This is a genomic window from Metabacillus crassostreae (assembly GCF_016908395.1).
GTDB classification, from domain to species: Bacteria; Bacillota; Bacilli; order Bacillales; family Bacillaceae; genus Metabacillus; species Metabacillus crassostreae.
Genome location: NZ_JAFBDU010000004.1, coordinates 243,845 through 269,846 on the forward strand (window position 1 = coordinate 243,845; position 26,002 = coordinate 269,846).

The window sequence follows — 26,002 nt, forward strand, 5'->3', positions numbered from 1 at the left end:
ATATAACAATCATAATTCACTTTCTAAGTAAGCTATTAAAGGATTATTACTAATTCATATGAATATTATTTATCAAGACTAAAGTGGATACATTATTTATAAAAAGTTCGTTCATAGCTTTTAAGACAATAATAAACTTCCGACAGTGGATTTCCATTATATACTAGTTAAGGTGATACAAATTAATTAGAAAATGAGGAATTAATATGAATATAAGCAGCCCTTTAAAGTTTATAAGAGAAATCCGATCAGGATCTTCTTTACCAATTCTTATACGAGATGGAGATAATCAGAAAATCTTTGTGAAGCTATCTGGTTCAGGTGAAGGAACAGATTCTCTTGTTATGGAATGGATCGCAAACAAGCTTGGTCTTAAAATAAACCTTCCTGTATTAGAGCCTGTATTATTGAATATTGACTACTTGGAGAACTATGAATCAGCAGATATTGAAACAAGGGAGTTAATAGAGAAGAGTATAGGATATAATCTTGCCTTTCAATATATCGAGAGTGAGGAGCTAGTTCAAAGAGAGTTTATTGATAAACAGAATCAGCTTTTGTTTCTCTTTTTTTGGGATTGTTTTTTGATCAATATAGACCGTACACCACAAAATCTAAATTTGTTGAAGGTTAATAACAAAATTATTGCGATAGATTATGGCTTTTCCTTTTTGTTAAAGCAAATACTGTCCCATTCAACGTTAAAAGTGAATACTCAAATCTTAAAACAATTAAAACGTCACCCATTTAATACAAATGATAAATATGAAGATTCATTAAAGAAGTTTGTTACACGTCTTCAAAAAATATCTTTAGAAGATGTATCTAGTATCATTCATGAAATACCAGAGGGATGGTTAAGTAGTGATGAAAAAGCGTACTTTACTAAACAGCTTTGGGAAAAGATTCAGCAACCTAATCACATTTTCGACATTGTGTCACAGCTTCCTAACGTAAAAGTAGAAACAAATCAAGAGGCAAAGCTACAGCGATTAGCTAACCGAGATCAGTTTGTGGAAAGAATAAAAAATAAATATATCAAGTAATATGGAAGAACAATTTTTGACAATGTTCTTCCATTTTTTTGTTTCGTAAGCCTCTAAATAGGGAAATCGCTATACAACTAACCTAAAAGGAGAAAAGCGATGAACCAAATTTTAGAAGTAGTAAATAGTGTATCAAGTTGGTTATGGGGATTACCCCTCATCACACTACTTGCAGTTACAGGTATATATTTAACGGTAAGATTAGGGTTTTTCCAATTTCGTTATCCTCTCTATATGTTTAAACAAACGTTTGGAAGTGTATTTAAAAAACCAAAGGGTGAAGGAACGGTTACACCTCTTCAAGCTTTAACCTCGGCATTATCTGCTACAGTAGGAGCTGCAAATATCGTTGGTGTACCTGCAGCTATTATGTTTGGTGGACCTGGTGCAATATTTTGGATGTGGATCATTGCACTGATTGGTATGTCGATTAAGTTCTCTGAAAGTGTACTTGCTGTCAGATTTCGAGAAAAAAAGGAAAATGGAGAATATGTTGGTGGACCAATGTATTACATGACAAAGGGCTTAAAAATGAAGTGGCTCGGTGTATGGTTTGCCTTTGCACTAATGATTGAGTTAATTCCAAGTATTATGGTTCAAGGAAATGCTGTTTCAGCAGCTGTAAACGAAACATTTCAACTTTCTCCATTAGTGACAGGGGTTGTTATCGCTTTAATCGTTGCTCTTATTGTATTTGGTGGGATTAAAAGAATAGGAAAAGTAACTGAGGTTATTGTTCCTATCATGGCATTCTTCTATGTCGGGGCAGCCGTCATTATTCTACTAATGAATCTTGACCAAGTTCCATATGTACTTAACCTGATTTTTTCAAATGCCTTTTCATCTATGGCTCCCTTAGGTGGTTTTGCAGGAGCAGCAATAGGAGAAATTATCCGTTGGGGCTTTGCGCGTGGCCTTTATTCTAATGAAGCAGGTTTAGGAACGGCGCCAATCGCACATGCAGCAGCTCAAACCGACCACCCAGTTAGACAAGGGTTTTGGGCAGTTATGGGTATTGTGATTGATACGTTAATTATTTGTACAGCAACTGCATTTGTTGTGCTTTCTTCTGGAGTTTGGACAAAAGAAGGTGCGATTGATAATTCAGCTTCACTAACAACCGAGGCGTTCAGTTATTATTTCGGAACAATAGGAAGCTATCTTGTAAGTATCTCACTTATCTTCTTTGTGATCTCAACCGTTGTTGTGATTATATATTATGGTGTGAAGCAAGCAGAGTTTCTTTTTGGATATAAAACAGGTGAAATGATGAAATTTGTTTATTTAGCTTCGATCATCATCGGAAGTATAGGTGGTGCCAAGGTGATTTGGCAATTCCTTGATTTAGCTTTAGCTGCTATTTTAATACCAAATATTATCGCTGTTTTATTGTTAAGTAATGAAGTGAAGCGCTTGAAGGATGAATTTTTTACTTCAGAACAATATTATTTAAAGGATATAAAAAAATAACGATTGAAAAGGCTAGCTGACTATAGCTACAAAAAAAGCATATTTTTGCAAAACGTAACAAATAGTAAGAGAATAGTAAATTTTGGACTTGTTTACTAAGTTTTAAAGGAGGAGCATTTAATGAAAATGAATGTATATTTATCTCTATTATTAGCTGCTTTTCTAGTGACAGGATGTCAAAGTGGTGCTGAAGATCAAAATCAAACTGAAAATACTTCAGAGCAGGAAAACAGAACTGAAAATGAAAGTACTAATGACAAAAGTAATGAAGAAGTAGAAAATACAGATGAATCAAATGAAAACAATGAGGAAGCTCAAATGTCACATGAAGAACTGATTAAAGAGAAAGCGGATGAAATCATTACTTTGTTAAAAGAAGATGATGTTGAAAAACTGACTGAATATGTTCACCCAGAAAAAGGTTTGTTATTTTCACCGTATGTATATATTGAAGAAAATGCAGTTACCTTTAAGAAAGATCAAGTTGAGAATTTCTTGAATGATGAGAAAGAGTATATGTGGGGTAATGAAGATGGAAGTGGACACCCGATTGAATTAACACCCGCTGATTATTATGATAAATATGTTTATGATGCTTCTTTTGATGAAGAAAATGAGGTTGTGTTTGATCCAAAAGAAGCGAGAGGTAATATGATACGTAATGTGAAGGATATTTTTCCAGATGCACATGTTGTTGAGTATTATGTAAGAGGGACAGAAGAATACGACAATATGGACTGGAAAGCGTTGAATTTAGCTTTTGAACAAGACGAGAGTGGTGAGTGGAAGTTAGTTGCGATTTTGCATGATCAGTGGACTATATAAAAGGGCTTACTTTGTAGTAATGGGTTTTGTTTAGAGGTGACAATTTGTAAAATACAAAGAAATTAGTATAGAAATCATATTCGAAAAGGCTGTTGATTTTGGAGTCAACAGCTTTTTTATTTTTAGTTGTTTTCGCTTTATTTGTTGTTTTTTATAAAAGTATATATAGATATAGAAACTAGTCCGTTTCATTTCGCTGCAGACACTTGCTTTCCGCGGGGAGGAAGCTAAGCCTCCTCGGCGCAAGCGCCTGTGGGGTCTCATCCTTTCCTCTGCACCCGCAGGAGTCAAGTGGCTTCCGCTACATTACACTAAGTTTTTTTAACCTTAAGGCTAATAAAAATGGGTATTGGTGCATTTTTAAGTTCAAATTCGAACGTTGGAAAACTTTAATTAGTTTTTACTTTATTCTAATTTAATATAGGAAGTATCGTTTGTTATTAATAAAAAAGTCATCATTCAACTAAGCTATAACCACCATTTCATGTTATAAAACCAAGCAAAAAGTCATTATTCACTGAACTTCATTATATGGGGAGTTATCGTCGTGAATAAAAGTGTGTATTCACGCTTAAGTCTTAATGTGATTTACATAATTACACCATGAATACGAACCGTTACTCATGTGAACAGTTTTTTTAAGGTCTTTTAATTTGAGCTTTAATCGAACGATAAACATGATAGCCACTAATAGAAACACTTATTGTTCCAGCACCGGGAAATACACTGTCACCACAAGTCCAGAGATTTGGGATGCCAGTTCTGTGGGATAAACTGTTGAATAGGGCGTTTTCCTTAGTTTGAGCGAAGCCTCCGACCATTCCTTGTTGTCGGCCAGTAAAACGCTCCCACGCACGTGGTGCTCCTTCTATAAAGTGAATCATTCCTTCTTCAATTGAAGGAAAAGCCTTTTTTACTCCTTCTATCATTTTTTTACTTAATGTCTCTTTGTATTGATCATAATGTTCTTTTGAACGCCAAAGGTCAAGGTTGGTATGTGTGCTTACTGTTAATGTTCTTGTTCCAGCAGGTGAGCGCTTTGTGTCACCATATCTTGAAAGAGAAAGAAAAAGGTGATTTCCCTCTGACATTTCATGAATTTTACCTTGGAGAACTTGCTGGAATAATGGTGTATCATTAGGAATAACTTCTTCTTTAATAGCTAGATAAAGAGTCATCGTTCCCCAATGAGAAGCATCCGTTTTTCTTTGATAACTGTTTGAAAGATTTTTCAAAAGACTTGGCTCAAGTAATTGTACTAGATTCGGAATTGGTAAGTTGCAAATAACATGATCAGCAGACCAAGATCTATTACGTTGATCAACAACTTCGTATTTTAGATTTTGTTTAGTGATGCTTGTCACTTTTGCTCGTTTTATTAGCTTCCCGCCATGATCTTCAATTACCTTTGTTAAGGAGTGGGCAATTTCGAATAAGCCACCTTCAAGGTAAAAGGCTCCTTCATGGTATATGGTAAGGGCAAAGGCTCCAATAATTGCTGAGCAATTGTAGGATGTTGTTTGCATAGAATCGATTAACTGGGAATCCAGGAGGGCAACAAATTCCTTTTCCTCGGTCAAATTGTGCTTCTCAAGCAGTGAAGAAAATGTTTGATTAAGATATGGAAGCAGTATAACAGATTGGAGTCGAATTGACTTAATGAGAAGCAGCCACTCTGACATTGTTTTTGCTGGAAGAACAGGTAGCTTAACCATCAATTTTTTTACTTCTGCTCCAATTTTCCATATTTCCTCATAAAAAGGTTGTAGCTTCCGATCTAGGTGTGGAAAATGCTTTTTTAATTCTTCTAAAAATAATGAGCGGTCTTTATAATAATGAACTGTTTTGTTTGGAAAGTGAATATCCATAACAGTAGGAAGTAAGAAATGGGAAGGAGCAGCTATTCCTAGTTCTTTAAATAATAAGGAATGAACACCATCTTCTTCAAAGCCCATACCTAATGTAGCACCAACAGGAAACAAGTATTGTCCACGAGCAAATTTTCCAGCACAGCCTCCCCATTCGTTTGATGCTTCTAATACTGTCACGTTAAAACCATCTTTAGCTAAAAAGGCAGCGGCTGTTAATCCACCGATTCCTCCTCCTATAACGATCATTTCATTTGATATTGTTGCTCACCACCGATCATAAAGGACTTTATAGTTATTTTATCCATTTTGATTACGATTTACGAAGATGGATGTGTTTTGTTTTCACACCTTTTCTAGTTTGTTAATAAGATATAAAAAAGCCTAGAAGGGATGAGATGTTGTATGTGGCAGTGGCTTGTTTTATCAATTGTGACAGTCTGTCTAGTTAGCGCTTTGTTACTATATGTTTTTAGTCGTCTCCTTCTATCTCCTAAAAAGGTTGCTTATGATAAAACCTATAAGCTTGGGATACAAAAGGGTGAAATTGATGATCACGTTTTTCAAACAATAAGAAAGGAAGAAGTATATATTCGTTCTTATCATGGATACAAGCTACATGGCATGCTCTTTCCTGTAGCGAATAGTAAAAAAGTGATTATTATTGCACACGGGATAAAGTGGTCATTATTTGGAAGCTTTAAGTATGTAGAAATGTTTCAAAAAAGAGGATTTCATGTTTTATTATGTGACCATCGTTTTCATGGATTGAGTGGGGGAGCTTACACATCGTTTGGGTATTATGAAAAAGATGACTTGATGGCATGGATTGATTACTCAACAACACGTTTTGGTTCGAAAGCATTTATAGGTCTTTTAGGTGAATCACTTGGTGCTGCTTCAGCACTTGAAGTAAGTAAGCGAGATAGCAGAGTTCGATTTTGTATAGCAGATTGTGCATTTAGTGATTTTAAAGCATTATTAAAGTTAAGATTAAAGCTAGATTTGAAAATACGTTTTTATCCTTTAATAGATGTTATTAGTTATTTGGTCAAGCTTCGTCATGGGTGGAGCTTTCCGGAGATTTCGCCAATTAAAGGGCTAGAAAAAATAAAAACGCCCATACTCTTTATTCATGGAAAAAGAGATTCATTTATACCCCTACAAATGACAATTGAAATGTTTAAACGTAAAAAAGGTAAGAAAACACTATTTATTGTACCTGAAGCAGGTCATGCTGAAGCATATAATACAGATCCTAAGGGGTATGAAAGGAAGGTTATTGAATTTATTAAAGAAATTGAACAAGCTTGTCCAGGAAGCTTGTTCAAAGAGAAGCAACAGGTTTAGTAAAGGCTCTTTTCAAAAAGAGTGCTGCTATTTGACTTATTTACATGTTAAACACAGTGTTTTTTTTAGAATATAGTAATTATCTAAGAAGAATTGAAGCCACTAGACTGTAAACAAGTTACTTAAAGCCACAATGTTTACAAAAATACCCTTAGTCATTAGAAGCTTAATTTCATATCCCAAGAAGTTCCGTCGATTCCGACTTTCTGGAATCCAACTCGTTCATATAATGTTAACGCTTTGTTTGCTGGATCAACGCTAAGTGAGATTGCTTTATAGCCATTTATAGAGGCTTGTGTACAGATCTCATTTAATAGCTTTGATCCTATGCCTTTTCCTCGGAATTCAGGTGAAATAGCCATACTTAAGATAGGTGTATTGCTGTCAATGTAGCCATAGGTTTTGTTTGATTCATTAAATAACCGCATCCAGATAGCGCCTAAGCTTTGATCATGTTCATCCTTTGCAATTAAAGCAAAATCTCCAGCTCTGCCCCAATTTTCAACATATTTTGCTAATTCAGGATTGTTAACAATACTCCTTGGTGGCTTTTCTTCATTTTCATTTACATAAATAGCTTCATAGAGCATATCCCAAAGAAAGGGAATATCCTCTTGGGAAGCCTTTTTTATTTGGAAAATCAAATATATACAGCTCCTTATTTTAAATATATTGAGTATATTCTTCGTTAGATTTAGGATTTCCTTTATTTTATCTAGCTTAGAGATTTGTTAAAATACAGCAATTAATTAGATGTTTAACATAAACAAGCCCGGGTAACTAACTAATATAGAAAAAAATTGGAGGTTATGATCAGTATGTCAAAGAAAATTGCGGTATTGTTGACAGATTCATTTGAAGATGTGGAATATACAGCACCAGCAAAAGAGTTTAAAGAAGCTGGGCATAGCTTAACGGTAATTGAGGAAGTAAAAGGTAAAACAGTTTCAGGTAAGCAAGGAGAAGCTAGGGTAGAAATTGATGAAGGCATTGATGATGTAAAGCCTGAGGAATTTGATGCGTTATTTATCCCAGGTGGATTTTCTCCAGATATTTTAAGAGCTGATCAAAGATATGTTGAGTTTGCAAAATCGTTTATGACTGACAAAAAGCCTGTTTTTGCTATTTGTCATGGTCCACAGCTTTTGATTACTGCAGAAGCATTAAAGGGACGTGATGCAACAGGCTATAAATCAATTCACGTTGATTTAAAAAATGCAGGAGCAGCATTACAGAATAAAGAAGTTGTTGTATGTAGTAATCAGCTCGTAACAAGTAGAAATCCTGACGATATTCCTGTTTTCACAAGAGAAGCTCTAAAGCTTATTAGTTAAGTTAATACTGTTTTTAAGGAAAATCCCTTCTATTTTTAAGAAGGGATTTTTCTATCTTCACTTCTTATCTTCTACGTCATTATCAATTGGGATTGGGTCTACACGATATGAATCTTCAGAGTTCATAGCCCCTTTTAATGCAAATAGGACAAGTCCAATCGATACGACGAGGAATCCGCCTAAAGAGATTGTGACTAACCATAAATTCAACATAAAAAACCTCCCCTTTAGTACATCATATGATGACGTTTGGGAGGTAAGAATCGTTTATTGACCTTTACGAAGATTTCCTAATTCTTCAGCAATAGCTTGCATTTCATTTGGACTGAATGAATTTTTCTTCATAACAAGCTCATAAATATCTTTTAATTCTTCGTACATGTTTTCATCAAAATGAGATGGTTTAATTGCTCCGAAATTTAATACTCTTAGCTTTTCCTTTATTTGCTCGATCATGTATTCAACGTTTTCAGCAGATTTTTCTGTAAGGTTCACTTACTTCATTCCTTTCATAATAACGCCTAGTTTTATTGTTATTGTATCATGAAATCATGGTAAACATTCAAAAACTTCCCACATAATCTAGTTACTTCCTTCTAATGTATTTAACAAATAGTATGAATGAAAGTTCCTTAAGAAGAGGAAAACTTATTTAAAAGATAGTATCATGATAAAAAGGAATTGTGTTTTCAAAGTGTAAAATTGGGTAAAAAGAATAGGAGGACATCATGGTAAAAATATTATTTGTATGCTTAGGTAATATATGCCGATCACCTATGGCTGAAGCGATTATGAAGCATCTTATTATACAAGAAGACCTGAAGGAGAAAGTAGAAGTAGATTCTGCAGGGACGGGTGATTGGCATGTGGGTAAACAACCACATGAAGGAACAAGGAATATTTTAGATCAGTATAACATATCGTACAAAGGTCAGAAGGCAAGGCAAATAAGAAAAGAAGATCTTGCTGCTTATGATTATATTATTGGAATGGATACTGAGAATGTAGGCAATATAAGGCGTTTAGCAGGATTTCAACCATCAGGAAAAATTCAACGCCTACTAGATTACATAGAGGATTTTCCGATTGCAGATGTTCCAGATCCATATTATACAGGTAATTTTGAAGAGGTTTATGAAATGGTAAGTAAAAGCTGTGAAAATCTTTTAAAGGAAATCAAAATAGAACATAATCTATAATAAGCAAAGAAAGGGTGAATTCTATGGGGAAAGAAAATAAGTTGGCAACAGGTATGTTAGTTGGTGCACTAGTGGGTGCGGCTATTTCACTAATGGACAAACGTACTCGGGAAGATGTTTTGGAATGCGGGAGAAATATAAACAATAGGCTTAATAAATATGTAAAAGATCCAACAGCTTTTACAAATGAAGTTAAGGTAAAGATAGATGATATGAAGGATACAGTTAAAGAAGTATCAGAGGATATTACCTTTATCACTGAAAAGGTAAATGAACTGAAAACAACTACTCCACAAGTAATTAACATGCTACAAGAAACCAAAGATAGATTTCTTCCAAAACGACAATAATCGTGAGGTGAATATATGCTTAAGGAAGGCTCTTTTTTCAAAGAATTACTTCAAAGATTTACAAATGATGAAGTGCCGGGCTTATCTGCACAATTATCTTATTTTTTTCTTTTATCATTGTTTCCTTTTTTAATTTTCCTTATTACGCTCTTAGGGTATTTACCAATTTCCCAAGTTGATGTTCTTAATACAATACAGGAGTTTGCTCCAGGAGAATCAATGCAGCTTATTAATGAGACACTTGATCAGATCTTAAATAATAGAAATGGTGGTCTCTTATCTTTTGGTATTATTGCGACTCTTTGGTCTGCATCAAACGGAATTAATGCGATTGTAAGAGCGTTTAATCGTGCGTATGATGTTAAGGAAAGCAGATCATTTATAGTCGCTAGAGGAATGGCTATTCTTTTAACTATTGGTATGGTATTTGTTATCGTCGTCGCATTATTGTTACCTGTGTTCGGTAAGGAAATTGGCTTATTTATTGCCTCAAATTTTGGTTTATCAGATCAATTTTTAACAATATGGAATACATTACGATGGCTTGTTAGTGGAATTATTCTATTTATTGTTTTTACAGCATTATACTTTGTTGCACCGAATAAGCGACTGCATATTAAGGACGGGTTACCAGGTGCTATTGCCGCAACTATAGGTTGGATTGTCGCATCATTGGCTTTTTCATATTATGTTGGTAATTTTGCAAATTACAGTGCTACATATGGAAGCATTGGAGGTATTATCGTACTGATGATTTGGCTTTATTTATCCGGTATGATTATTATCTTAGGTGGAGAACTGAACGCCATGTTATATAAAAGGAAACGTGCTGCATAAGGATTTACCAATTGTTCTTGCTAATAGCCTTCAATATCTCGTGGAATAGTAATGAGTGAAGACATTCGTCTTACTATTTTATAAAGCGGGGGATTAGTGATGGCAAAACAGAAAAAAGACGGTCAGCATACTAAACAAAACTCAAAGCATAAACCAAAGCATAAAACGAGTGGTAGTGCGAACGGACAAAACGGCTACCATTAAAGAAAAAGGCTAATTAGGATTTATTTCCTAGTTAGCCTTTTTTATTTGGTATTATTCTGCCAGTTCAATATAGCTGTTATACACTGTACTATAAATATGCTCAATATCTTCATCTGTCATATAAAGTAAAGAATTCTTATCAATATCCTTCATTCTTTCAATAAATTCAATCATATTCTTACGTTCTTGTCTGTTCATCATTTTCAACCATCTCCCTTTATTGTTATGATACAGTTTACTTTTATTAAATCTATTATATAACAGAATAAATGAAAAGTTCAAACATTTTTTTATATCTTTTATATAGCAGGGTAGTGTAAATTAAAAATGCAATCATAAATCGATGGGAGCTATGTGATGAGAGTTGAACAGATGAAATTTAAGGTCAAACATTTAGATTATATAATTAGATCTGCAAATGGTGACGATGCGAAGCAGCTGTCTCAGCTTAGACTACGAATAGATGGAGAGACAGAGAATTTAGATCGAGAACAAGGTGAAGCATATATAGATGAATTAGAGTTTAAAAAAATAATTAAAAATGATACAGAAAGTATAAGTAACCTATTTTTAGTAGCGGAAGTTAGTGGTGAGATTGTAGGCTTTTCAAGGTGTGCTGGTAATAAGTTGAAAAGAACAGCACATAAAGTGGAGTTTGGTGTTTGTGTATTAAAAGAATATTGGGGTTTTTCAATCGGTAAAAACCTTCTTAACGAATCAATTCATTGGGCAGATTCAAGTGATATTAAAAAAATAAATTTAAGTGTACTTGAAACGAATGCTAAAGCAATAAAGCTTTATGAGAGATATGGCTTTGAGATTGAAGGAGTATTGAAAAAAGACAAGCTTTTATCTGATGGTCAATATTATAATACGATTTTAATGGGTAGGTTTTGTGGTTAGTAATAATTGAAACTTGAATAGGGAGAACCATTTTTGATTGATTCTCCTATTATTATATTTAATTTTATTTAACACTCGGTAATGTGATATAAAAGTTCGTTCCAACGTTAAGCTCACTATTTACGTTGAGTTTTCCGCCCATAGAGTCTATTATTTTCATGCTAACCATCATTCCTAAACCTGTACCGTCTTTGCCTTTTGTTGTAAAATAAGGCTCCCCTAAACGAGCTAATTGTTCTTTACTCATACCCTCACCATTGTCAGATATGACAATGATCAGATTTTTCTTTTCAGATTTTAACTCTAAAGTAAGTTTTCCTGCGTTCGGCATGGCTTCTATACAGTTTTTCACAATATTAAGCAAGCACTGTTGGAAGTATTGCTGATTTCCCTTGGCGTAGAATTCAGAGAATTTAGTTTCAACTTCAACACCATTCATATTAGCTAATGGAGTGATAACATGAAGAATTCTTTGAAGCTCTTCTTTGATATTAAGAACTGTAACGTTCTCTGGAGTAGGCTTTGCAAATGTCAGATAATCTTTAATAATATCATTTGCTCGATCTATTTCGTCTATCGAGATTTTTAGATATTCCTCTCTTTTACTAGCAGATAAATCAGAATGAAGCATTAATTGTAAAAAACCTCTTGTGACAGTTAGTGGATTACGCACTTCATGTGAAACAGATGATGCAAGATGACTTACTACTTCCATTTTCTCGATTTTTATTAATTGTTTATTTAGTAATATACTACCCTGAAAAACTTCATATAGATAAATTAGTAGTGCTGTTATGGTTATTGTTATAAGTATGTATATAAAAATAAATGCTGGTTGAATGGATTGTCCAAAAAATAGAGTCGAATTGGATATTGCTAGTACAGAAGCAAAAGAAGAAACTAGAGTTGCAAGTAGAACTTTCTTCTTACCTGATGAGTGGTTAAATTTTTTTGTAGTGAAAATTAATAGTAAAGCTAAAATGGTCACAACTATAACTGTTGCAAAAGCTCCTAGACCCCCTAGTAAAGCTCGGGAAGTAATTGTAACGACACCTAATATAACAATCGATCTAATCCCCCCATATAAGCCTCCGAATGTTAGAGCAGCTAAACGTAAATCGAAAATATAGCCATCCACAATTTTGATAGGATTTAAAAGGCAACAAATAATAGCGAGTACGGTCGAAAGGTTAAAAATAACTGTCTTATTTTGTTGAGAAAGTTTACTAAAATTTAATTCTAAAATTACAGGTATAAATAGTAGAAAAATGATTAAAAACAGCACATTGAGTAATAACTCTTGTAAACCAAACAACACACCTACCACCTTTAATGATGAGTATTTATAAGCTTAGTATATAAATATTTACATTTTTAGAATATTTATATTTTAGCACACGACTTGTATGGGCATATATATACTATTGAAAATTTTATTTTGACAGCATGTAGTAAAAGATACGTAAAAAATAGGGAATAAGCTGGCTATACTATTGTCGGATAAATCCATTTATAAAGGGGGGTTTTAAGCTTGAAAAACTATTTTATATTTTGGATGCAAATTTTCAAACGGGGAGGTGATTCATGATGTGGTATGCGTATACAAGTATTGTAATATTTTTGCTATTCCTCCTATTTATGCCGAAACACTTAACACTTAAAGAAATATATTATTCTGCAGGTATTTTAGGTTTTGGTGCATGGATAGGTGATGCGCTAGTAGGTGATGTGTTTAAAGCATTTCAACTTGGTCCTTCTCGTCAAACCTATCTAATTGATCATATTTTTATATCATTTGTTCCTCTAGCGATTGGTATTATATACCTCAATTTTTTAAGTGTGAAAAAATCTATTCTTTTTAAATGGGGGTGGGTAGTTTTTGCGTTTTTATGTGAATGGGGTGCTGTAGCATCGGGATATATGATAAATAAAGGATGGCAAACATGGTATTCTATACCTGTTTTTATTTTTGTCTTTATATTTTATCTACCTTGGCATTTAAAGTTAATGAGAACATTGGAATAGTTCTTTTAAAAATACTAGCTTGTTAAGATAATCTAGTGATTCTGAGGTAAAGAAATAAGCTGACAAATTGTCAGCTTATTAACTCATTGAGGAATTATTGCTTATGTTGTATGTTGACATGTTTTTTTGTTTAGAAACAGCGATCGAGATAAAAATTAGAAGTAACATACTACTAATAATCAGGAAATAACTGATGTTACTTGTATATTTGATAAACATTCCACCTAAATATGGTCCAGTCAAACTACCTATACTAAAGGCAACCCCACATAATAGATTTCCTGTTGGTAACAGGTTTTTAGGCATAAGATCTGTCATATAGCTGATGCCTAGAGAAAATGTGGATCCGACAACCATTCCTGCAATAAATAAGCATATTGTTAATCCAATTACAGAGCCTTCTAGGAAGCTAGCAGACGTAAAGCTTATAAATCCTAAAAATAGAATTGAAAGTAAAACAGGTCTTCTTCCTAGTTTGTCACTTAATATGCCTAGAGGAAGTTGGAAAACTATTGCTCCTATTGCAAAAGAAAAGAGCAGTATTGAGATATTTGTTACATCTAAACCAATTCTTAACCCATAGACAGGGAAGCTACCATTCAATGATGCCTCCAAAAAACCATAACCAAAGGGTGGTAAAAAGGCGACCCAGCCATAACGCCATGCGTTACCAAATCGTCTCATCGTTTCTTTAAATGAGTTAACTCCGATTGTTTGCTCAGGGAAATCATTTTTTAGTATAAACAAGAAAACCCAACCGATAAAGCATAAAGCAGATGAGATGATAAATGGTAATGCTTCATTTATTTTAACTAATGGAGTGAGTAGTGGCCCCACTGCAAATCCAATACCAAAAAACAATCCATAGAGGGAAATGTTTCTTCCGCGATTCTTCTCAGAGGAGAATGTTGTAATCCAGGTTTGGGTTCCAAAATGCAAGGCGTGATCTCCAATTCCAATTAATAATCGAAGTGCAAACCAAAACCAAAATGATTTCCACAACGGAAATAACCCTAAAGAAAGGGCAACGAGCAATCCGCCTAAGATGATAATCGGTTTGTATCCGTACTTCCTTAAAGGTGCCTCCATAAAAGGGGAGACTAGTAGTATCCCTATATACATAGCAGTTGCGTTTAGACCATTTAGGTCAGACGATACACCACTATTTTCGAATATTACCGCGATAAGAGGCAGAAGCATTCCTTGGCTAAAACCCGAAATACCGACGATTGAAACTAATATCCAAAAACGAAATTGTTGGTTTTTCATATTCTATACCTCAATTTTACAAATTTTCATTGAACCATATAAATAGTCTGTATTTCTAAGAAAGACAGTTAGCACATTAATACTTTATAATGAAATGTAGGAATTAACAAGGTTAATGGGAAACCTTTAACTTTTCTATGATGGTGTTTTCGTATACAATATCGATAAAAAACAAGAGGTGTTAGAATATGCAATTTAATATGAAGAAGGATGTTGGTTTTACAACAAATACAGAATTTGGTGAATTACATATAGCTGGTGATGAGGCATATGGTTTTAGACCGTTTCAGTTGATGGTTGCTTCAATCGCAGTTTGTAGTGGTGGTGTATTGCGCAAAATTCTGGCAAAAAAAAGAATTGAAGTAGAAGATATCACAATCGATACTAAAGTTGATCGAAATGAAGCAGAAGCAAATAAAATTGAGAAGATATACATACATTATCGCATTAAAGGTGACAACCTAAAAGAAAACAAAATCCAACAATCCATCGAGTTAGCAAGTAAAAACTGTCCGATGGCTCAATCAGTAAAAGGCAGCATTGAAATAGAGGAAACATTTGAACTGATTTAAGATGAAGGGTCAGTCCCTCAACGCTTTACAGCGATGAGGGACTGACCCAGTTTTTTTATAAATCATATACTTCTGCTTTACTTGATGATTTTTCAAAGTAGCGGTAAGAGCTAGGTGTGATTTTTAGAAGTAGATAATTTGGATCATCTGCAGATGGAATCCAGTTTTTGAGATGGTCATTCCAGAACTTTTCTTTAAGCTCTTTTGATTCTTCTACAGATACTGTGCCTTCCACTTCAACATAAGGGTCGTCCCAGCCCTTGCACTCATTACCTAACAAAGCATGAACATTAGGATTTGCTTGTATGTCTTCAACTTTATGTGTTTCCTTATTTGTTGCTGTGTATAAAACTAAATCGTCATTGAAAAACATCATAAAACGAGAAAACGGTTTATTTTGTCTAATTGTCGATAGTGTACCAACTTTGTGATTTTTAACAACCTCTAGTAATTTTTCCTTTAATTTATCACTCATGATCAAAAAACCCCTTTCATATGATATAAGGTATTACGCTATGCTAAGCGTATGTATATAAATTACGTACCCTTATTAATGTGCAATAAAAACCTATTTTCATTCATTTGTTAATTAATTTAGTGAAAGTAGGCACTTATTTGCTATGAAATTTTCTTGATCATGATTAGATTTAATTGTGTAACTCTGTTAAACAAAACCAAATTTTATGACTATGACTCGAATGCATGATGTGATATTATCTATATTTAGTGAATAGACTAATTGGGCTAAAAAAAGAGACTCTGTGCAAGGGCACAGAGTCTTACGTTTGTGTAGGACGAAACAGTAAACTAGAGATATTGGTAACGCTTGCAAAAGAGTTAAACCAAAATCTAAAATTACTCTTTTGTATAACTAAATTATATGATATTTTTAGCATTTTGTAAATATTCAGCCTAAATTTAAATACTTAATTTTGAAAGGGAAATTTATTTTATGAAAATTAGAATAGCATTTTATTTGATTGGTTTATTTCTAATGGGTTTCGGTGTTTCATTAACTATTAAAGCTGACCTTGGTGCAGGTGCATGGGATGCGTTAAATGTCGGACTTTCTAATGCAATGGGATTAACAGTGGGTAGTTGGGTTATTATTGTTGGAATTTTATTGATATTTATTAATGCGCTAATAGTAAAAGGAAGACCCAAGCTTTTTGCATTAATAACAATACTACTAATCGGATTTAGTGTTGACTTTTGGTTAATGTTTGTAATGACAAGTGTTGAGCTAGGCTCATTGTTTTCACGAATTCTGGCTCTTATTAGCGGAATTGTATTAATAGCTGTTGGCGTAGCAATGTATTTGCAAACAAACTTTGCAGCTAATCCTATCGATCAATTAATGCTGTCACTTCATGAGAGATTTAAAATGAATTTTATGGTAGCAAAAACAATTGGTGAAGTAAGTGCATTGATTTTAGCCTTTATTTTACAAGGTCCTATCGGGGTCGGAACCATTATCATTACATTCTTAATCGGGCCTTTTATTCAATATTTAAATGGACCAGTATCAAGAAGATATGAAATTTTAACAAAGCGATAAAAAATTGGATAAACAGCTTCACTCTTGAAAACACTAGGAATAAGCATTATGAAAGGAGTCATCATGATGAAAAAAGCTATGCTCGTTTCTTTAGTTTTGCTTTTATCTCTTAGTTTTTCAAGTGCTGTTTTAGCAGAGGGTAAAACTGAAAAGCCCAAGATGCCTAACTCTGTAATGGATATATCAAAAGAAAACACATATCCAAATCCAACACAGGATTTGCCGTTCCTACAGCCTAGTGAACTTACTCAACAATTAATTGACACATCTAATGTGACAATCGAAAACCCTGACTTGATTCGTATTCTAAATGAATCAACAATATCAGATGCACCGTTGGCATTTGGCTACAGAGCAACAATTTACCTAGGGCAATGGGCTTTAAATTATGAGTCTACAGAAACAGCAACTAATTGGGAGTACCAAAAAATTAATACAAATTATCAAGACAACCGTGGTGGGAAATCACAAGTGCAAATTCACTATAAACAAGAAGCACAAAAGGCAATCAAAGGTGGCTTAACAGCAAAAGTTCCAGAAGCAGATGATGTAAAGAAACTAATGCTATTAAAAGCAATGAAAAAAACCAACCTGCCACTTTCGTTTGAAACAATCATAGGTGCTGGCACGAAAAAGGATCAAGTGTATAATATTCCATCAAAAAAGCTTGGCTACTTATATGCCTATGCACCAGCAGTTAATGAAAAAGGAAAAGTCACTTATGGTGAAGTTTATTTAGTGTTAAAAGGTAACAAAAAAAGTATCGTTGTCAAAAATATAACCTCACAAGGAATTGGTGCTTGGATTCCACTACAAGACCATGCATCATTTGGATTTGTGACATCAGATCAACCGAAATAATGGTGGTGCCTGTCACTTCTCGGATTTTGTCGAAGCTCATTTGAGTCAAAACTCAGATGGGCTTTTTTGTATTGGAGGTACTTTATCAGATAGGTTATTTCTAAGGTGAAAAATTACTTGTTAAAGTAATATTGTTAACAAATAAAAGGCAGAGTATTGGTTTGGGAAATTGTCACCTAAGGTGTATTAGTAATGTTTCTTTCTTCTTTATTTATCTATCTATCTTCTAGAGATAGCATATTATCCTTCGTGTTATAGCAAATAATAGCTGTATAATAATAGAAGTTAAATTAATAGTGATAAGCTGGAACTACTAATTAATACTGGAGGTCTCATGGATAATAAAAAGGATGCTTTACTGAGTTTAGAAGCAAAGTGGCAGGAAGGAATTAGAGATTGGGAAGGAAATCTCCCTGAAAGGATGGTTAATGACCAGAGTGAAGAGAGGTTCTGGCAAGAATTATTAAAAAAGAAGAACAACGCTGGGGAACCTGATCCTTATGCTGTTGAAGTGATGAAATATGTGACGAGTCTTTTATCTGATGAAGATGATTTACTTGAAATTGGACCAGGCTGGGGAAATTATACGTTCTCTTTAGCAGAACAAGTAAAAAAGCTTACATTAGTTGATAGTTCTTCAGTGATTCTGGATTTTTTAAAGCAACTATTACATAAACGAACTATTACGGATGTAGAGTTTATCCACGAAAAATGGGAGCATATAAATCTAAGTAAAGACTATGATGTGATATTTGGGTTCAATTGCTTCTATCGAATGTTTGAAATTAAGAAAGCTTTACTTTCTATACACAAACATTCAAAGCGCTTAGCGATCATTGGGATGACGACAGGTCCTATTCAACCCCATTACCTAGAGCTTCATCGTGAATATGGCTATGATGTGAAATTTCCACGGAAGGATTATATTGATTTGCTAAATTTATTATACAATCTAGGGATCTATGCAGATTGTAAGGTTATTCCGTTAACTAGGAAGCAAGAATATTCAACATATGAAGAATGCCTTGAGAAAAATATGAGTAAAATTTTAACCAGGGATATTGATGTTTCATTGGTTGAGGATGTTCTCAGTAAATATATTGTACATGAAAATGGAAGATACATTTATCAGAACGAATATAATGCTGCGGTTATTAGTTGGAGACCTGATCAATTTTCGATATAGATTAGTAGGATGTATCTAAGTGGAGGTATTCTGTAGCATGCACTTAATGATTATGTAATTGAAGCTAAGATGCTGCTTCAATTACATAAATGAAATCTATAAAAATACCTCAGTATAATGTTTGAGTCAATTCTTAATGAGGTAAACGTTCTGCTGTTTCTATTAATAATCTTTCTTCAGCAAGTGTAATACTTTCATCATAAAGAACCTTTGCCAAGACTCTTCTTGTTTCTTTCGATGCGGTCCAATAATATTGATCATCAACAAGGCCGATGACAGTATATTCATATCCACGGAAGCTTGCATTTATTGATGTTAAACCAAAGAGCTGAAAAGGCTCAATCAATTCATTAGTAGAATCTTTTTTAAGAAAATGATGGTGTTCCTCATTCATTTTTTCACAGGCTTTTTCTAATACAGACCAAACGTGATCAGGGTCTTCTCTATAACTAACAACAACTCGTTCAATCACTCTCATTCGATCAATATTATAATTCTGTATTTGTTTAATTTCTCCGTTACTTATCGTTAAAAGCTTTCCACTCCATTCACGGATTTTTAATGAGCGTAAACCGATTTCTTCCACTGTTCCGTTAAACGTATTATTTATCGTAATAAAATCACCTTGGTGAAGCTGCTTTTCGTAAATTAGAAACAATCCAGCTAAAATATCTCGTATAAGACTTTGGGCACCAAAGCCAATAATAATACCGGCAACTCCAGCTCCAGCTAATATCGATCCGAAATTATCAACAAATTGAGAAATGATAAACAAAATTAATCCAATTGTAGCTGTATATCTTGTTAATGAACGAATCATACTTTCAATTGTCTTTTCTTTTCGTTCTTCAATAAAGCTAGAATGCTGAAAAAACTTCTTTACAAGCTTATTAATAAAAAACACACTTATCGTTAAAATAACAGCTACGATTACAATGTCGAAAAAAACAGATTTCTCCATAAACGTTTTAATTTGATCCATTTTCTCACCTTATATCATCGATTTTCTTTTTGTGAAATCTACATCCTGATAATAGCTATTCTTTACTAGAATATTGGGTCCTAGACATTTTACTGCAGGGCAATGGCAGCTAAGTGATTTTGCTAATGAAGAATTTGTCCATTGATCATAAGCTGATTGTAGAGTGTTGTGTTGAATATTACCTAATGCCGGTGCATCACCAAAGTCAGTAACAATAATTTCTCCATTGAAAATATTCACATTTAAACGTGAACGTCCATCAGGATCATTTCGTACAGTCACATTTTTCGTCTCTTGAAGACGTTTAATGAGATCTAGATCTTCTTTATTTGAACTACATGCATAGAAAGGCAGAGTGCCAAACAACATCCAAACATCTTCATCACGTATATCCAATAACTGATGAATAGCCTGGCGCATTTCTTGTAGTGATAGTGTTTCAAGTGAACTTGCGAAATCACTAGGGTACATAGGATGAATTTCGTGACGCTGACAATGCATTTCTTCAACAATTTGTTTATGAATTTTCTCAATATAAGGAAGTGTGCGTTTATTTAGCATTGTTTCAGCAGAAACGATAACACCGGCTTTAACAAGAGCTTGACTGTTTTCAATCATTCTTTGAAATAGTGCAGCTCTTTGCTGATAGGTTGGTTTTCGGTCCATAACGGCAAAGCCTACTTCAACAAATTCATCAATCGTTCCCCAATTATGAGAAATATGTAAAACATCTAAGTAGGGTATAATTTTTTCATAGCGTTTTAAATCAAGTGTTAAATTTGAATTTATTTGTGTACGAACACCACGTTCATGGGCATACTTTAATAGAGGTACAACATATTGATCAACTGATTTTAACGATAACATTGGCTCTCCACCTGTAATACTTATCGAACGAAGAGTAGGGACTTCATCAAGTCTTTTTAGAAGTAAATCGATTGGTAGTGCATTTGGATCTTTTGGCTGTAGAGTATATCCAACAGCACAGTGCTCACATCGCATATTACAAAGCGTAGTTGTTGTGAATTCAATATTCGTCAATGTCATTTTTCCATATTGCTCAACATCTAAATAAGCTTCCCATGGATCAAATGAAGCTGTAATTGGTGTTACTGATTTTGTTGCATTCATTGTGTTACTCCTTTAAATTAAAAATATCATATAGTAAGGTTAATATAACTTGAGAATTTATCGTAACTAGTAGGAATTTGTTGCTTTCCACTTTACATTTTATCATGAACCTTGTTTAATGAGCGCTTTTCTATAGTGTTGTTTTTTAAAAAGAAAGTTATTTCTATAAAAGTTGAGGTAACCTATGTTACCTATGATAAAAAAGAGTAATGTGAAAAGTTGTAAAACTAAAGATCTTCGTCTACGATTATTTTATCTGAAGGGAGAGAGGAACATGGGAAACGCAGTACATGATAAAGATTCACAACTATCTTATTTGAAGAATCGTTTAAATATGTTTTTAGAGGTAATTGATTCAATGGATCCTGAATCTACAGATGTAGATGATATAGATCGATTAATTCAAATGCTTGATGACTTGGAAATAAAGCAAAATCAGTTTAAAAAAGATTGGAAAGACGAGGAATAAGCCTGACAAAATAAGTTGGGCTTTTTCTTTGACGTAAAATTTGATTCGTAAAAGTCTTCAAGATTATCAATAGACGTTAAAACTAGCAGTCGAATTGTGTATGCCCTTTAAAGAAGAATGCAGTTATTTATCTTTTAAGATAAGGTTAGGATAATATGAAAAAAGCTAAAAAAATATTGACTTATTTTTAATACAATAGTAATATTATAAATCTCGTTGAGAAAAAATTATAGATCTCACTGAAGGGTTTTCTAAGAATAATATTCATATTGATGGTAATGATATGTGAAGTTCGATTGAAAGCAAAGATCATCTGTCTGGTAATGATGGCGAAGAGGTCACACCCGTTCCCATGCCGAACACGGAAGTTAAGCTCTTCAGCGCCGATGGTAGTTGGGGGTTTCCCCCTGTGAGAGTAGGACGTTGCCAGGCAACCCTTTTTGGGGGTTATGTGTATCATATATAGGAACGTGCTTTGGACAAGCATTTTGTAGATGGAGGATTAGCTCAGCTGGGAGAGCATCTGCCTTACAAGCAGAGGGTCGGCGGTTCGATCCCGTCATCCTCCACCAAAGTTTTTTCGCGAAGCGAAAATAACTGTTCTTTATCGATTGTTCTCAAACTTTAAAACAAGAGCCATTAGCTCAGTTGGTAGAGCATCTGACTTTTAATCAGAGGGTCGAAGGTTCGAATCCTTCATGGCTCACCATATTTAACATGCCGGGGTGGCGGAACTGGCAGACGCACAGGACTTAAAATCCTGCGGTAGGTGACTACCGTACCGGTTCGATTCCGGTCCTCGGCATTAATATCGTTTTTTCATGCAAGTGAAAATAACGTACATTAAAACATGCAAGTGAAAAAAACACGAAATTCACAAATATGAAACAAATGTATATTTTTATTTGTGTATAAATACATCTTTAAGTAAAATCTGGTTAAACTAAGCGCCCGTAGCTCAATTGGATAGAGCGTTTGACTACGGATCAAAAGGTTAGGGGTTCGACTCCTCTCGGGCGCGCCAAACTTCGGGAAGTAGCTCAGCTTGGTAGAGCACTTGGTTTGGGACCAAGGGGTCGCAGGTTCGAATCCTGTCTTCCCGACCAGTTAGAACTAATGCTTATAAAGTTTTTTATTCGGAGGAATACCCAAGTCCGGCTGAAGGGATCGGTCTTGAAAACCGACAGGGGTGTCAAAACCCGCGGGGGTTCGAATCCCCCTTCCTCCTCCATAATTTTATATTGTCGCGGGGTGGAGCAGTCTGGTAGCTCGTCGGGCTCATAACCCGAAGGTCGCAGGTTCAAATCCTGTCCCCGCAACCAATTCTCTTAGAAGTATTTACTTCTGTAGAAAAGTACAATGATGTTTATTTTCACTACGTGAAAAAAACTTGGTCCGGTAGTTCAGTTGGTTAGAATGCCTGCCTGTCACGCAGGAGGTCGCGGGTTCGAGTCCCGTCCGGACCGCCATTTAATTTTTTTATAATTAATTTACACTAACTTTGTATAGTGTAAAGTGGTTTCAATAAGCGAAAAGGTCGAGGAAGCGACTGAACGAGCACCGGAGCGTATGTTAATACGTGAGGATATGTGAGTGAAAGAGCTGACGAAGAGATTTGAAGCTTAGTGGAAGCCGTAAACTTATTGGCTCAGTAGCTCAGTTGGTAGAGCAATGGACTGAAAATCCATGTGTCGGCGGTTCGATTCCGTCCTGAGCCACTTTTTAATTGAAACACTCACCATCACGGAGGGGTAGCGAAGTGGCTAAACGCGGCGGACTGTAAATCCGCTCCTTAGGGTTCGGCAGTTCGAATCTGCCCCCCTCCACCAATGTTTTTTCGCGAAGCGAAAATAACATACATTTAATCTTTTACTGCGAAGAGAAACTACAATGTTTTTTGCGTAAGCAAAATAACTTACACCTAATCTTTAATCGTGAATCGGAAGTAAAACATAAAGCATAGACTCCAAAAGCTAACGAAATATAATACTAATATAATGGCGGTTGTGGCGAAGTGGTTAACGCACCTGATTGTGGTTCAGGCATTCGTGGGTTCGATTCCCATCAGTCGCCCCATCTTGCGGGTGTAGTTTAGTGGTAAAACCTCAGCCTTCCAAGCTGATGATGAGGGTTCGATTCCCTTCACCCGCTCCAAAATGGGCCTATAGCTCAGCTGGTTAGAGCGCACGCCTGATAAGCGTGAGGTCGATGGTTCGAGTCCATTTAGGCCCACCATAATAATTGTTGTTCCGCAGTAGCTCAGTGGTAGAGCTATCGGCTGTTAACCGATCGGTCGTAGGTTCGAGTCCTACCTGCGGAGCCATTTATTTTTCTGCTATACATAATTTTATTGGTATCATGTGCCTTTAGCTCAGCTGGATAGAGCAACGGCCTTCTAAGCCGTCGGTCGGAGGTTCGAATCCTCTAAGGCACGTTCAAAACTAATTCTTTACTAGAATTAGTTTTTTTATTGCTTAAAAAAAGAATCACTATATTAATAAATCATAACAAGCTACATCAGTTCTATATAAAGACTTTTCCTATAACTGATACTATTTTAAATGCTTTTATCTTAATTAAAATCCAGACCCTAAACATTAATGTATTCACACCCCTCCTTTTTTCTTCCTGAAAGCACTTCCAATATTTCTTTTCAACAACACAATCCAGGAGTATAATAAAACTTGAGAGAAATGACCTTGTTTTTTAATGTAATAGACCAATAGAAAGCTAGTAATAGGGAGTAAAAGGGGAGAGTCTGAGATGAAGAATTTTTATGAAAGTATGTATCAATTAATCGTAGAAACATCGACCAATTTACCTAAAGATGTAAGAAGGGCTATTGCTGCGGCAAAGCTTAAGGAAAGTGCTGGTACACGATCAGCAATGTCACTAGCAACAATCACAAACAATATTAAGATGGCTGATGATAATGTATCACCGATATGTCAGGATACAGGTTTACCAACGTTTAAGTTAAAAGTTCCAGTTGGGGCAAATCAGATAGAAATGAAAAAAGAGATTAAAAGAGCGATTGAGCAAGCAACAAAGGATGGAAAGCTGAGACCAAACTCTGTTGACTCTATATCTGGTGATAATAGTGGAGACAATCTTGGTGAAGGTACTCCTGTCATTAAATTTGAGCAATGGGAAAATGATTATATTGATGCTCGTCTTATTTTAAAAGGTGGCGGTTGTGAAAATAAAAATATTCAATATAGTCTACCATGTGAGCTTGAAGGGTTAGGTAAAGCTGGACGTGATCTTGATGGTATACGCAAATGTATTATGCATTCAGTTTACCAAGCTCAAGGACAAGGATGTAGTGCTGGCTTTATTGGTGTTGGAATAGGTGGAGATCGTACGAGTGGCTATGAGTTAGCGAAAGAACAGCTGTTTAGACGAGTAGATGATGTGAATCAACGTGAAGACTTACAGAAGCTTGAAGATTATGTAGTCAAGCATGCAAATGAATTAGGAATCGGTACAATGGGCTTTGGTGGAGAAACGACTTTACTTGGCTGTAAAATTGGGGTAATTAATCGTATTCCTGCTAGCTTCTTTGTATCAGTTGCTTATAATTGTTGGGCATATCGTCGTTTAGGAGTTATTGTTAATCCGGAAAATGGAACAATTAATGAATGGATGTACCAAGATGGAGAAAATGTTGAGTTTTCGCAGGATGAAGTTGCTGCTTCAAATGAAGAAGCTCAACAATCAAAAGAGGTTGTTTTAGAAGCTCCAATTACAGAGGAGAAAATTAGAGAATTAAAGGTTGGAGATGTTGTTCGTATTAATGGAATGATGTATACAGGACGTGACGCAATCCATAAATATCTTTCTGAAAATGATTCACCAGTTGATTTGAATGGTCAAGTTATTTATCATTGTGGACCTGTTATGATGAAGGATGAAAATGGTAATTATCATGTCAAAGCTGCTGGTCCAACTACAAGTATTCGTGAAGAGCCATATCAAGGTGATATTATGAAGCGATTTGGAATACGTGCTGTTATTGGTAAAGGTGGAATGGGACCAAAAACGCTTAAAGCACTTGGTGAGCATGGTGGAGTTTACTTAAATGCAATTGGTGGAGCTGCTCAATATTATGCAGATTGTATAAAATCTGTTGAGGATGTTGATTTAATGCAATTTGGTATCCCAGAAGCAATGTGGCACTTGAAGGTGGAAGGATTCACAGCAGTTGTCACAATGGATTCACACGGAAACAGCTTACATGCTGATGTTGATAAAAGTTCTTTAGAAAAACTAGCGCAATTTAAAGAGCCTGTTTTTAAATAAGGAAATTGTATCTAATACTTTTAGAAAAATAGTAATTTGAGCGATTGAAGATCTAATTAAACGTTTGTTTGAAGAAAACCCAGGGGAAGCTGCTGGGTTTTTTTGTAGTTAAATTCACAAAATCCTTATATTTAATATGGAACTACAACTGTTTTATTATTTTGATAAATAATTGTTAAAAATATGTAAAATAGGAAGATTTTTCTCAGGTACTAAGCTATAATCATATCTTGGGTGTCAAAAGACATATTTTTGACAAAA

The 26,002-nt window shown here is 34.7% G+C and carries 26 protein-coding genes, 15 tRNA genes and 1 rRNA gene; 32 read left to right on the forward strand and 10 right to left on the reverse strand.

Features of this window, described 5'->3' with window-relative positions; genetic code table 11:
* Positions 1-206 precede the first annotated feature (206 nt).
* From JOC75_RS14605 to JOC75_RS14615, 3 genes are all read left to right on the forward strand, one after another.
* A complete protein-coding gene (locus JOC75_RS14605) occupies positions 207-1,046 on the forward strand; it encodes a HipA family kinase (RefSeq protein ID WP_204954771.1) in 840 nt (279 codons plus the stop codon).
* Between the two features lie 99 nt (positions 1,047-1,145).
* Complete coding sequence (locus JOC75_RS14610) at positions 1,146-2,516, forward strand: alanine/glycine:cation symporter family protein (RefSeq protein WP_204954772.1); 1,371 nt, start codon at positions 1,146-1,148, stop codon at positions 2,514-2,516.
* 120 nt (positions 2,517-2,636) lie between these two features.
* Positions 2,637-3,341: a hypothetical protein gene (locus tag JOC75_RS14615; protein ID WP_204954773.1), complete on the forward strand. Its 705-nt coding sequence runs from the start codon at positions 2,637-2,639 to the stop codon at positions 3,339-3,341.
* A 638-nt stretch (positions 3,342-3,979) separates the two neighbouring features.
* Here the strand turns inward: JOC75_RS14615 and JOC75_RS14620 are convergent.
* Positions 3,980-5,458 carry an FAD-dependent oxidoreductase gene (locus JOC75_RS14620; protein WP_239589484.1) on the reverse strand — a complete coding sequence of 493 codons (1,479 nt, stop codon included), beginning with the start codon at positions 5,456-5,458 and terminating at the stop codon, positions 3,980-3,982.
* Positions 5,459-5,614: 156 nt separating this feature from the next.
* Between JOC75_RS14620 and JOC75_RS14625 the strand changes: the two genes are divergently transcribed.
* Positions 5,615-6,559 (forward strand): alpha/beta hydrolase, encoded by a 945-nt coding sequence (locus JOC75_RS14625; protein WP_204954774.1) that lies wholly within the window; start codon positions 5,615-5,617, stop codon positions 6,557-6,559.
* A gap of 158 nt (positions 6,560-6,717) precedes the next feature.
* Here JOC75_RS14625 and JOC75_RS14630 read toward each other — a convergent pair whose 3' ends face one another.
* The gene (locus JOC75_RS14630) at positions 6,718-7,203 is read right to left on the reverse strand and encodes a GNAT family N-acetyltransferase (protein WP_239589485.1); all 486 of its coding nucleotides are present in this window, start codon (positions 7,201-7,203) and stop codon (positions 6,718-6,720) included.
* 174 nt (positions 7,204-7,377) lie between these two features.
* Between JOC75_RS14630 and JOC75_RS14635 the strand changes: the two genes are divergently transcribed.
* Positions 7,378-7,893, forward strand: coding sequence for a type 1 glutamine amidotransferase domain-containing protein (locus JOC75_RS14635; RefSeq protein ID WP_204954775.1), 516 nt, complete (start codon positions 7,378-7,380; stop codon positions 7,891-7,893).
* Positions 7,894-7,950: 57 nt separating this feature from the next.
* On the opposite strand, the gene JOC75_RS14640 is transcribed toward JOC75_RS14635, so the two are convergent.
* Positions 7,951-8,106, reverse strand: a complete 156-nt coding sequence (locus JOC75_RS14640) for a hypothetical protein (RefSeq protein ID WP_204954776.1) — start codon at positions 8,104-8,106, stop codon at positions 7,951-7,953.
* A gap of 54 nt (positions 8,107-8,160) precedes the next feature.
* Positions 8,161-8,388 (reverse strand): DUF1128 domain-containing protein, encoded by a 228-nt coding sequence (locus tag JOC75_RS14645; RefSeq protein ID WP_204954777.1) that lies wholly within the window; start codon positions 8,386-8,388, stop codon positions 8,161-8,163.
* 233 nt (positions 8,389-8,621) lie between these two features.
* On the opposite strand from JOC75_RS14645, the gene JOC75_RS14650 reads away from it, so the two are divergent.
* From JOC75_RS14650 to JOC75_RS14660, 3 genes are read left to right on the forward strand one after another with little or no spacing between them, the layout of a single operon-like run.
* The gene (locus JOC75_RS14650; RefSeq protein WP_204954778.1) at positions 8,622-9,092 is read left to right on the forward strand and encodes a low molecular weight protein-tyrosine-phosphatase; all 471 of its coding nucleotides are present in this window, start codon (positions 8,622-8,624) and stop codon (positions 9,090-9,092) included.
* A gap of 23 nt (positions 9,093-9,115) precedes the next feature.
* Positions 9,116-9,442 (forward strand): YtxH domain-containing protein, encoded by a 327-nt coding sequence (locus tag JOC75_RS14655; protein WP_204954779.1) that lies wholly within the window; start codon positions 9,116-9,118, stop codon positions 9,440-9,442.
* 15 nt (positions 9,443-9,457) lie between these two features.
* On the forward strand, positions 9,458-10,279 hold the full coding sequence (locus JOC75_RS14660) for a YihY/virulence factor BrkB family protein (RefSeq protein ID WP_146949913.1): 822 nt from the start codon (positions 9,458-9,460) through the stop codon (positions 10,277-10,279).
* 255 nt (positions 10,280-10,534) lie between these two features.
* Here JOC75_RS14660 and JOC75_RS14665 read toward each other — a convergent pair whose 3' ends face one another.
* On the reverse strand, positions 10,535-10,681 hold the full coding sequence (locus JOC75_RS14665) for a BH0509 family protein (protein WP_146950044.1): 147 nt from the start codon (positions 10,679-10,681) through the stop codon (positions 10,535-10,537).
* 159 nt (positions 10,682-10,840) lie between these two features.
* On the opposite strand from JOC75_RS14665, the gene JOC75_RS14670 reads away from it, so the two are divergent.
* Positions 10,841-11,386, forward strand: coding sequence for a GNAT family N-acetyltransferase (locus tag JOC75_RS14670; RefSeq protein ID WP_204954780.1), 546 nt, complete (start codon positions 10,841-10,843; stop codon positions 11,384-11,386).
* A gap of 64 nt (positions 11,387-11,450) precedes the next feature.
* On the opposite strand, the gene JOC75_RS14675 is transcribed toward JOC75_RS14670, so the two are convergent.
* On the reverse strand, positions 11,451-12,701 hold the full coding sequence (locus tag JOC75_RS14675) for an ATP-binding protein (protein ID WP_204954781.1): 1,251 nt from the start codon (positions 12,699-12,701) through the stop codon (positions 11,451-11,453).
* A 269-nt stretch (positions 12,702-12,970) separates the two neighbouring features.
* Between JOC75_RS14675 and JOC75_RS14680 the strand changes: the two genes are divergently transcribed.
* Positions 12,971-13,411, forward strand: coding sequence for a hypothetical protein (locus JOC75_RS14680; protein WP_239589486.1), 441 nt, complete (start codon positions 12,971-12,973; stop codon positions 13,409-13,411).
* Positions 13,412-13,489: 78 nt separating this feature from the next.
* On the opposite strand, the gene JOC75_RS14685 is transcribed toward JOC75_RS14680, so the two are convergent.
* Positions 13,490-14,680 (reverse strand): MFS transporter, encoded by a 1,191-nt coding sequence (locus tag JOC75_RS14685; protein ID WP_204954782.1) that lies wholly within the window; start codon positions 14,678-14,680, stop codon positions 13,490-13,492.
* 188 nt (positions 14,681-14,868) lie between these two features.
* Between JOC75_RS14685 and JOC75_RS14690 the strand changes: the two genes are divergently transcribed.
* Positions 14,869-15,252, forward strand: coding sequence for an OsmC family protein (locus tag JOC75_RS14690; protein WP_204954783.1), 384 nt, complete (start codon positions 14,869-14,871; stop codon positions 15,250-15,252).
* Between the two features lie 55 nt (positions 15,253-15,307).
* Here the strand turns inward: JOC75_RS14690 and JOC75_RS14695 are convergent, their stop codons facing one another.
* Positions 15,308-15,727, reverse strand: coding sequence for a pyridoxamine 5'-phosphate oxidase family protein (locus JOC75_RS14695; RefSeq protein WP_204954784.1), 420 nt, complete (start codon positions 15,725-15,727; stop codon positions 15,308-15,310).
* Between the two features lie 477 nt (positions 15,728-16,204).
* Between JOC75_RS14695 and JOC75_RS14700 the strand changes: the two genes are divergently transcribed.
* From JOC75_RS14700 to JOC75_RS14710, 3 genes are all read left to right on the forward strand, one after another.
* On the forward strand, positions 16,205-16,810 hold the full coding sequence (locus JOC75_RS14700) for a YczE/YyaS/YitT family protein (protein WP_204954785.1): 606 nt from the start codon (positions 16,205-16,207) through the stop codon (positions 16,808-16,810).
* 63 nt (positions 16,811-16,873) lie between these two features.
* Positions 16,874-17,671, forward strand: a complete 798-nt coding sequence (locus tag JOC75_RS14705) for a YfkD famly protein (RefSeq protein ID WP_146949908.1) — start codon at positions 16,874-16,876, stop codon at positions 17,669-17,671.
* 334 nt (positions 17,672-18,005) lie between these two features.
* Complete coding sequence (locus JOC75_RS14710; RefSeq protein ID WP_204954786.1) at positions 18,006-18,857, forward strand: class I SAM-dependent methyltransferase; 852 nt, start codon at positions 18,006-18,008, stop codon at positions 18,855-18,857.
* Between the two features lie 133 nt (positions 18,858-18,990).
* Here the strand turns inward: JOC75_RS14710 and JOC75_RS14715 are convergent, their stop codons facing one another.
* Together JOC75_RS14715 and yfkAB are read right to left on the reverse strand one after the other, a co-directional pair.
* Positions 18,991-19,839: a mechanosensitive ion channel family protein gene (locus tag JOC75_RS14715; protein WP_204954787.1), complete on the reverse strand. Its 849-nt coding sequence runs from the start codon at positions 19,837-19,839 to the stop codon at positions 18,991-18,993.
* Positions 19,840-19,848: 9 nt separating this feature from the next.
* On the reverse strand, positions 19,849-20,970 hold the full coding sequence (gene yfkAB, locus JOC75_RS14720; RefSeq protein ID WP_204954788.1) for a radical SAM/CxCxxxxC motif protein YfkAB: 1,122 nt from the start codon (positions 20,968-20,970) through the stop codon (positions 19,849-19,851).
* Positions 20,971-21,244: 274 nt separating this feature from the next.
* Here yfkAB and JOC75_RS14725 point away from each other — a divergent pair, with 274 nt between their 5' ends.
* The 18 genes from JOC75_RS14725 to JOC75_RS14810 all read left to right on the forward strand — a co-directional run bounded on the left by JOC75_RS14725 (position 21,245) and on the right by JOC75_RS14810 (position 25,741).
* Positions 21,245-21,439 carry an SE1561 family protein gene (locus JOC75_RS14725; protein ID WP_146949904.1) on the forward strand — a complete coding sequence of 65 codons (195 nt, stop codon included), beginning with the start codon at positions 21,245-21,247 and terminating at the stop codon, positions 21,437-21,439.
* Positions 21,440-21,755: 316 nt separating this feature from the next.
* Positions 21,756-21,871 (forward strand): 5S ribosomal RNA (rrf, locus tag JOC75_RS14730).
* A gap of 64 nt (positions 21,872-21,935) precedes the next feature.
* Positions 21,936-22,011 (forward strand) — tRNA-Val (locus JOC75_RS14735).
* A 61-nt stretch (positions 22,012-22,072) separates the two neighbouring features.
* Positions 22,073-22,148: transfer RNA gene (locus JOC75_RS14740), tRNA-Lys, on the forward strand.
* A 10-nt stretch (positions 22,149-22,158) separates the two neighbouring features.
* A tRNA-Leu gene (locus tag JOC75_RS14745) sits at positions 22,159-22,244 on the forward strand.
* A gap of 142 nt (positions 22,245-22,386) precedes the next feature.
* Positions 22,387-22,463 (forward strand) — tRNA-Arg (locus JOC75_RS14750).
* Between the two features lie 5 nt (positions 22,464-22,468).
* Positions 22,469-22,545, forward strand: a tRNA-Pro gene (locus tag JOC75_RS14755).
* Between the two features lie 32 nt (positions 22,546-22,577).
* Positions 22,578-22,670: transfer RNA gene (locus JOC75_RS14760), tRNA-Ser, on the forward strand.
* Between the two features lie 14 nt (positions 22,671-22,684).
* Positions 22,685-22,761: transfer RNA gene (locus JOC75_RS14765), tRNA-Met, on the forward strand.
* Positions 22,762-22,831: 70 nt separating this feature from the next.
* A tRNA-Asp gene (locus JOC75_RS14770) sits at positions 22,832-22,908 on the forward strand.
* 176 nt (positions 22,909-23,084) lie between these two features.
* A tRNA-Phe gene (locus JOC75_RS14775) sits at positions 23,085-23,157 on the forward strand.
* Positions 23,158-23,184: 27 nt separating this feature from the next.
* Positions 23,185-23,268, forward strand: a tRNA-Tyr gene (locus JOC75_RS14780).
* Positions 23,269-23,439: 171 nt separating this feature from the next.
* Positions 23,440-23,515 (forward strand) — tRNA-His (locus JOC75_RS14785).
* A 4-nt stretch (positions 23,516-23,519) separates the two neighbouring features.
* Positions 23,520-23,593: transfer RNA gene (locus JOC75_RS14790), tRNA-Gly, on the forward strand.
* A 4-nt stretch (positions 23,594-23,597) separates the two neighbouring features.
* A tRNA-Ile gene (locus JOC75_RS14795) sits at positions 23,598-23,674 on the forward strand.
* Positions 23,675-23,687: 13 nt separating this feature from the next.
* Positions 23,688-23,762: transfer RNA gene (locus tag JOC75_RS14800), tRNA-Asn, on the forward strand.
* Between the two features lie 37 nt (positions 23,763-23,799).
* Positions 23,800-23,873 (forward strand) — tRNA-Arg (locus JOC75_RS14805).
* Between the two features lie 329 nt (positions 23,874-24,202).
* On the forward strand, positions 24,203-25,741 hold the full coding sequence (locus tag JOC75_RS14810) for a fumarate hydratase (RefSeq protein ID WP_204954789.1): 1,539 nt from the start codon (positions 24,203-24,205) through the stop codon (positions 25,739-25,741).
* Positions 25,742-26,002 lie beyond the last annotated feature (261 nt).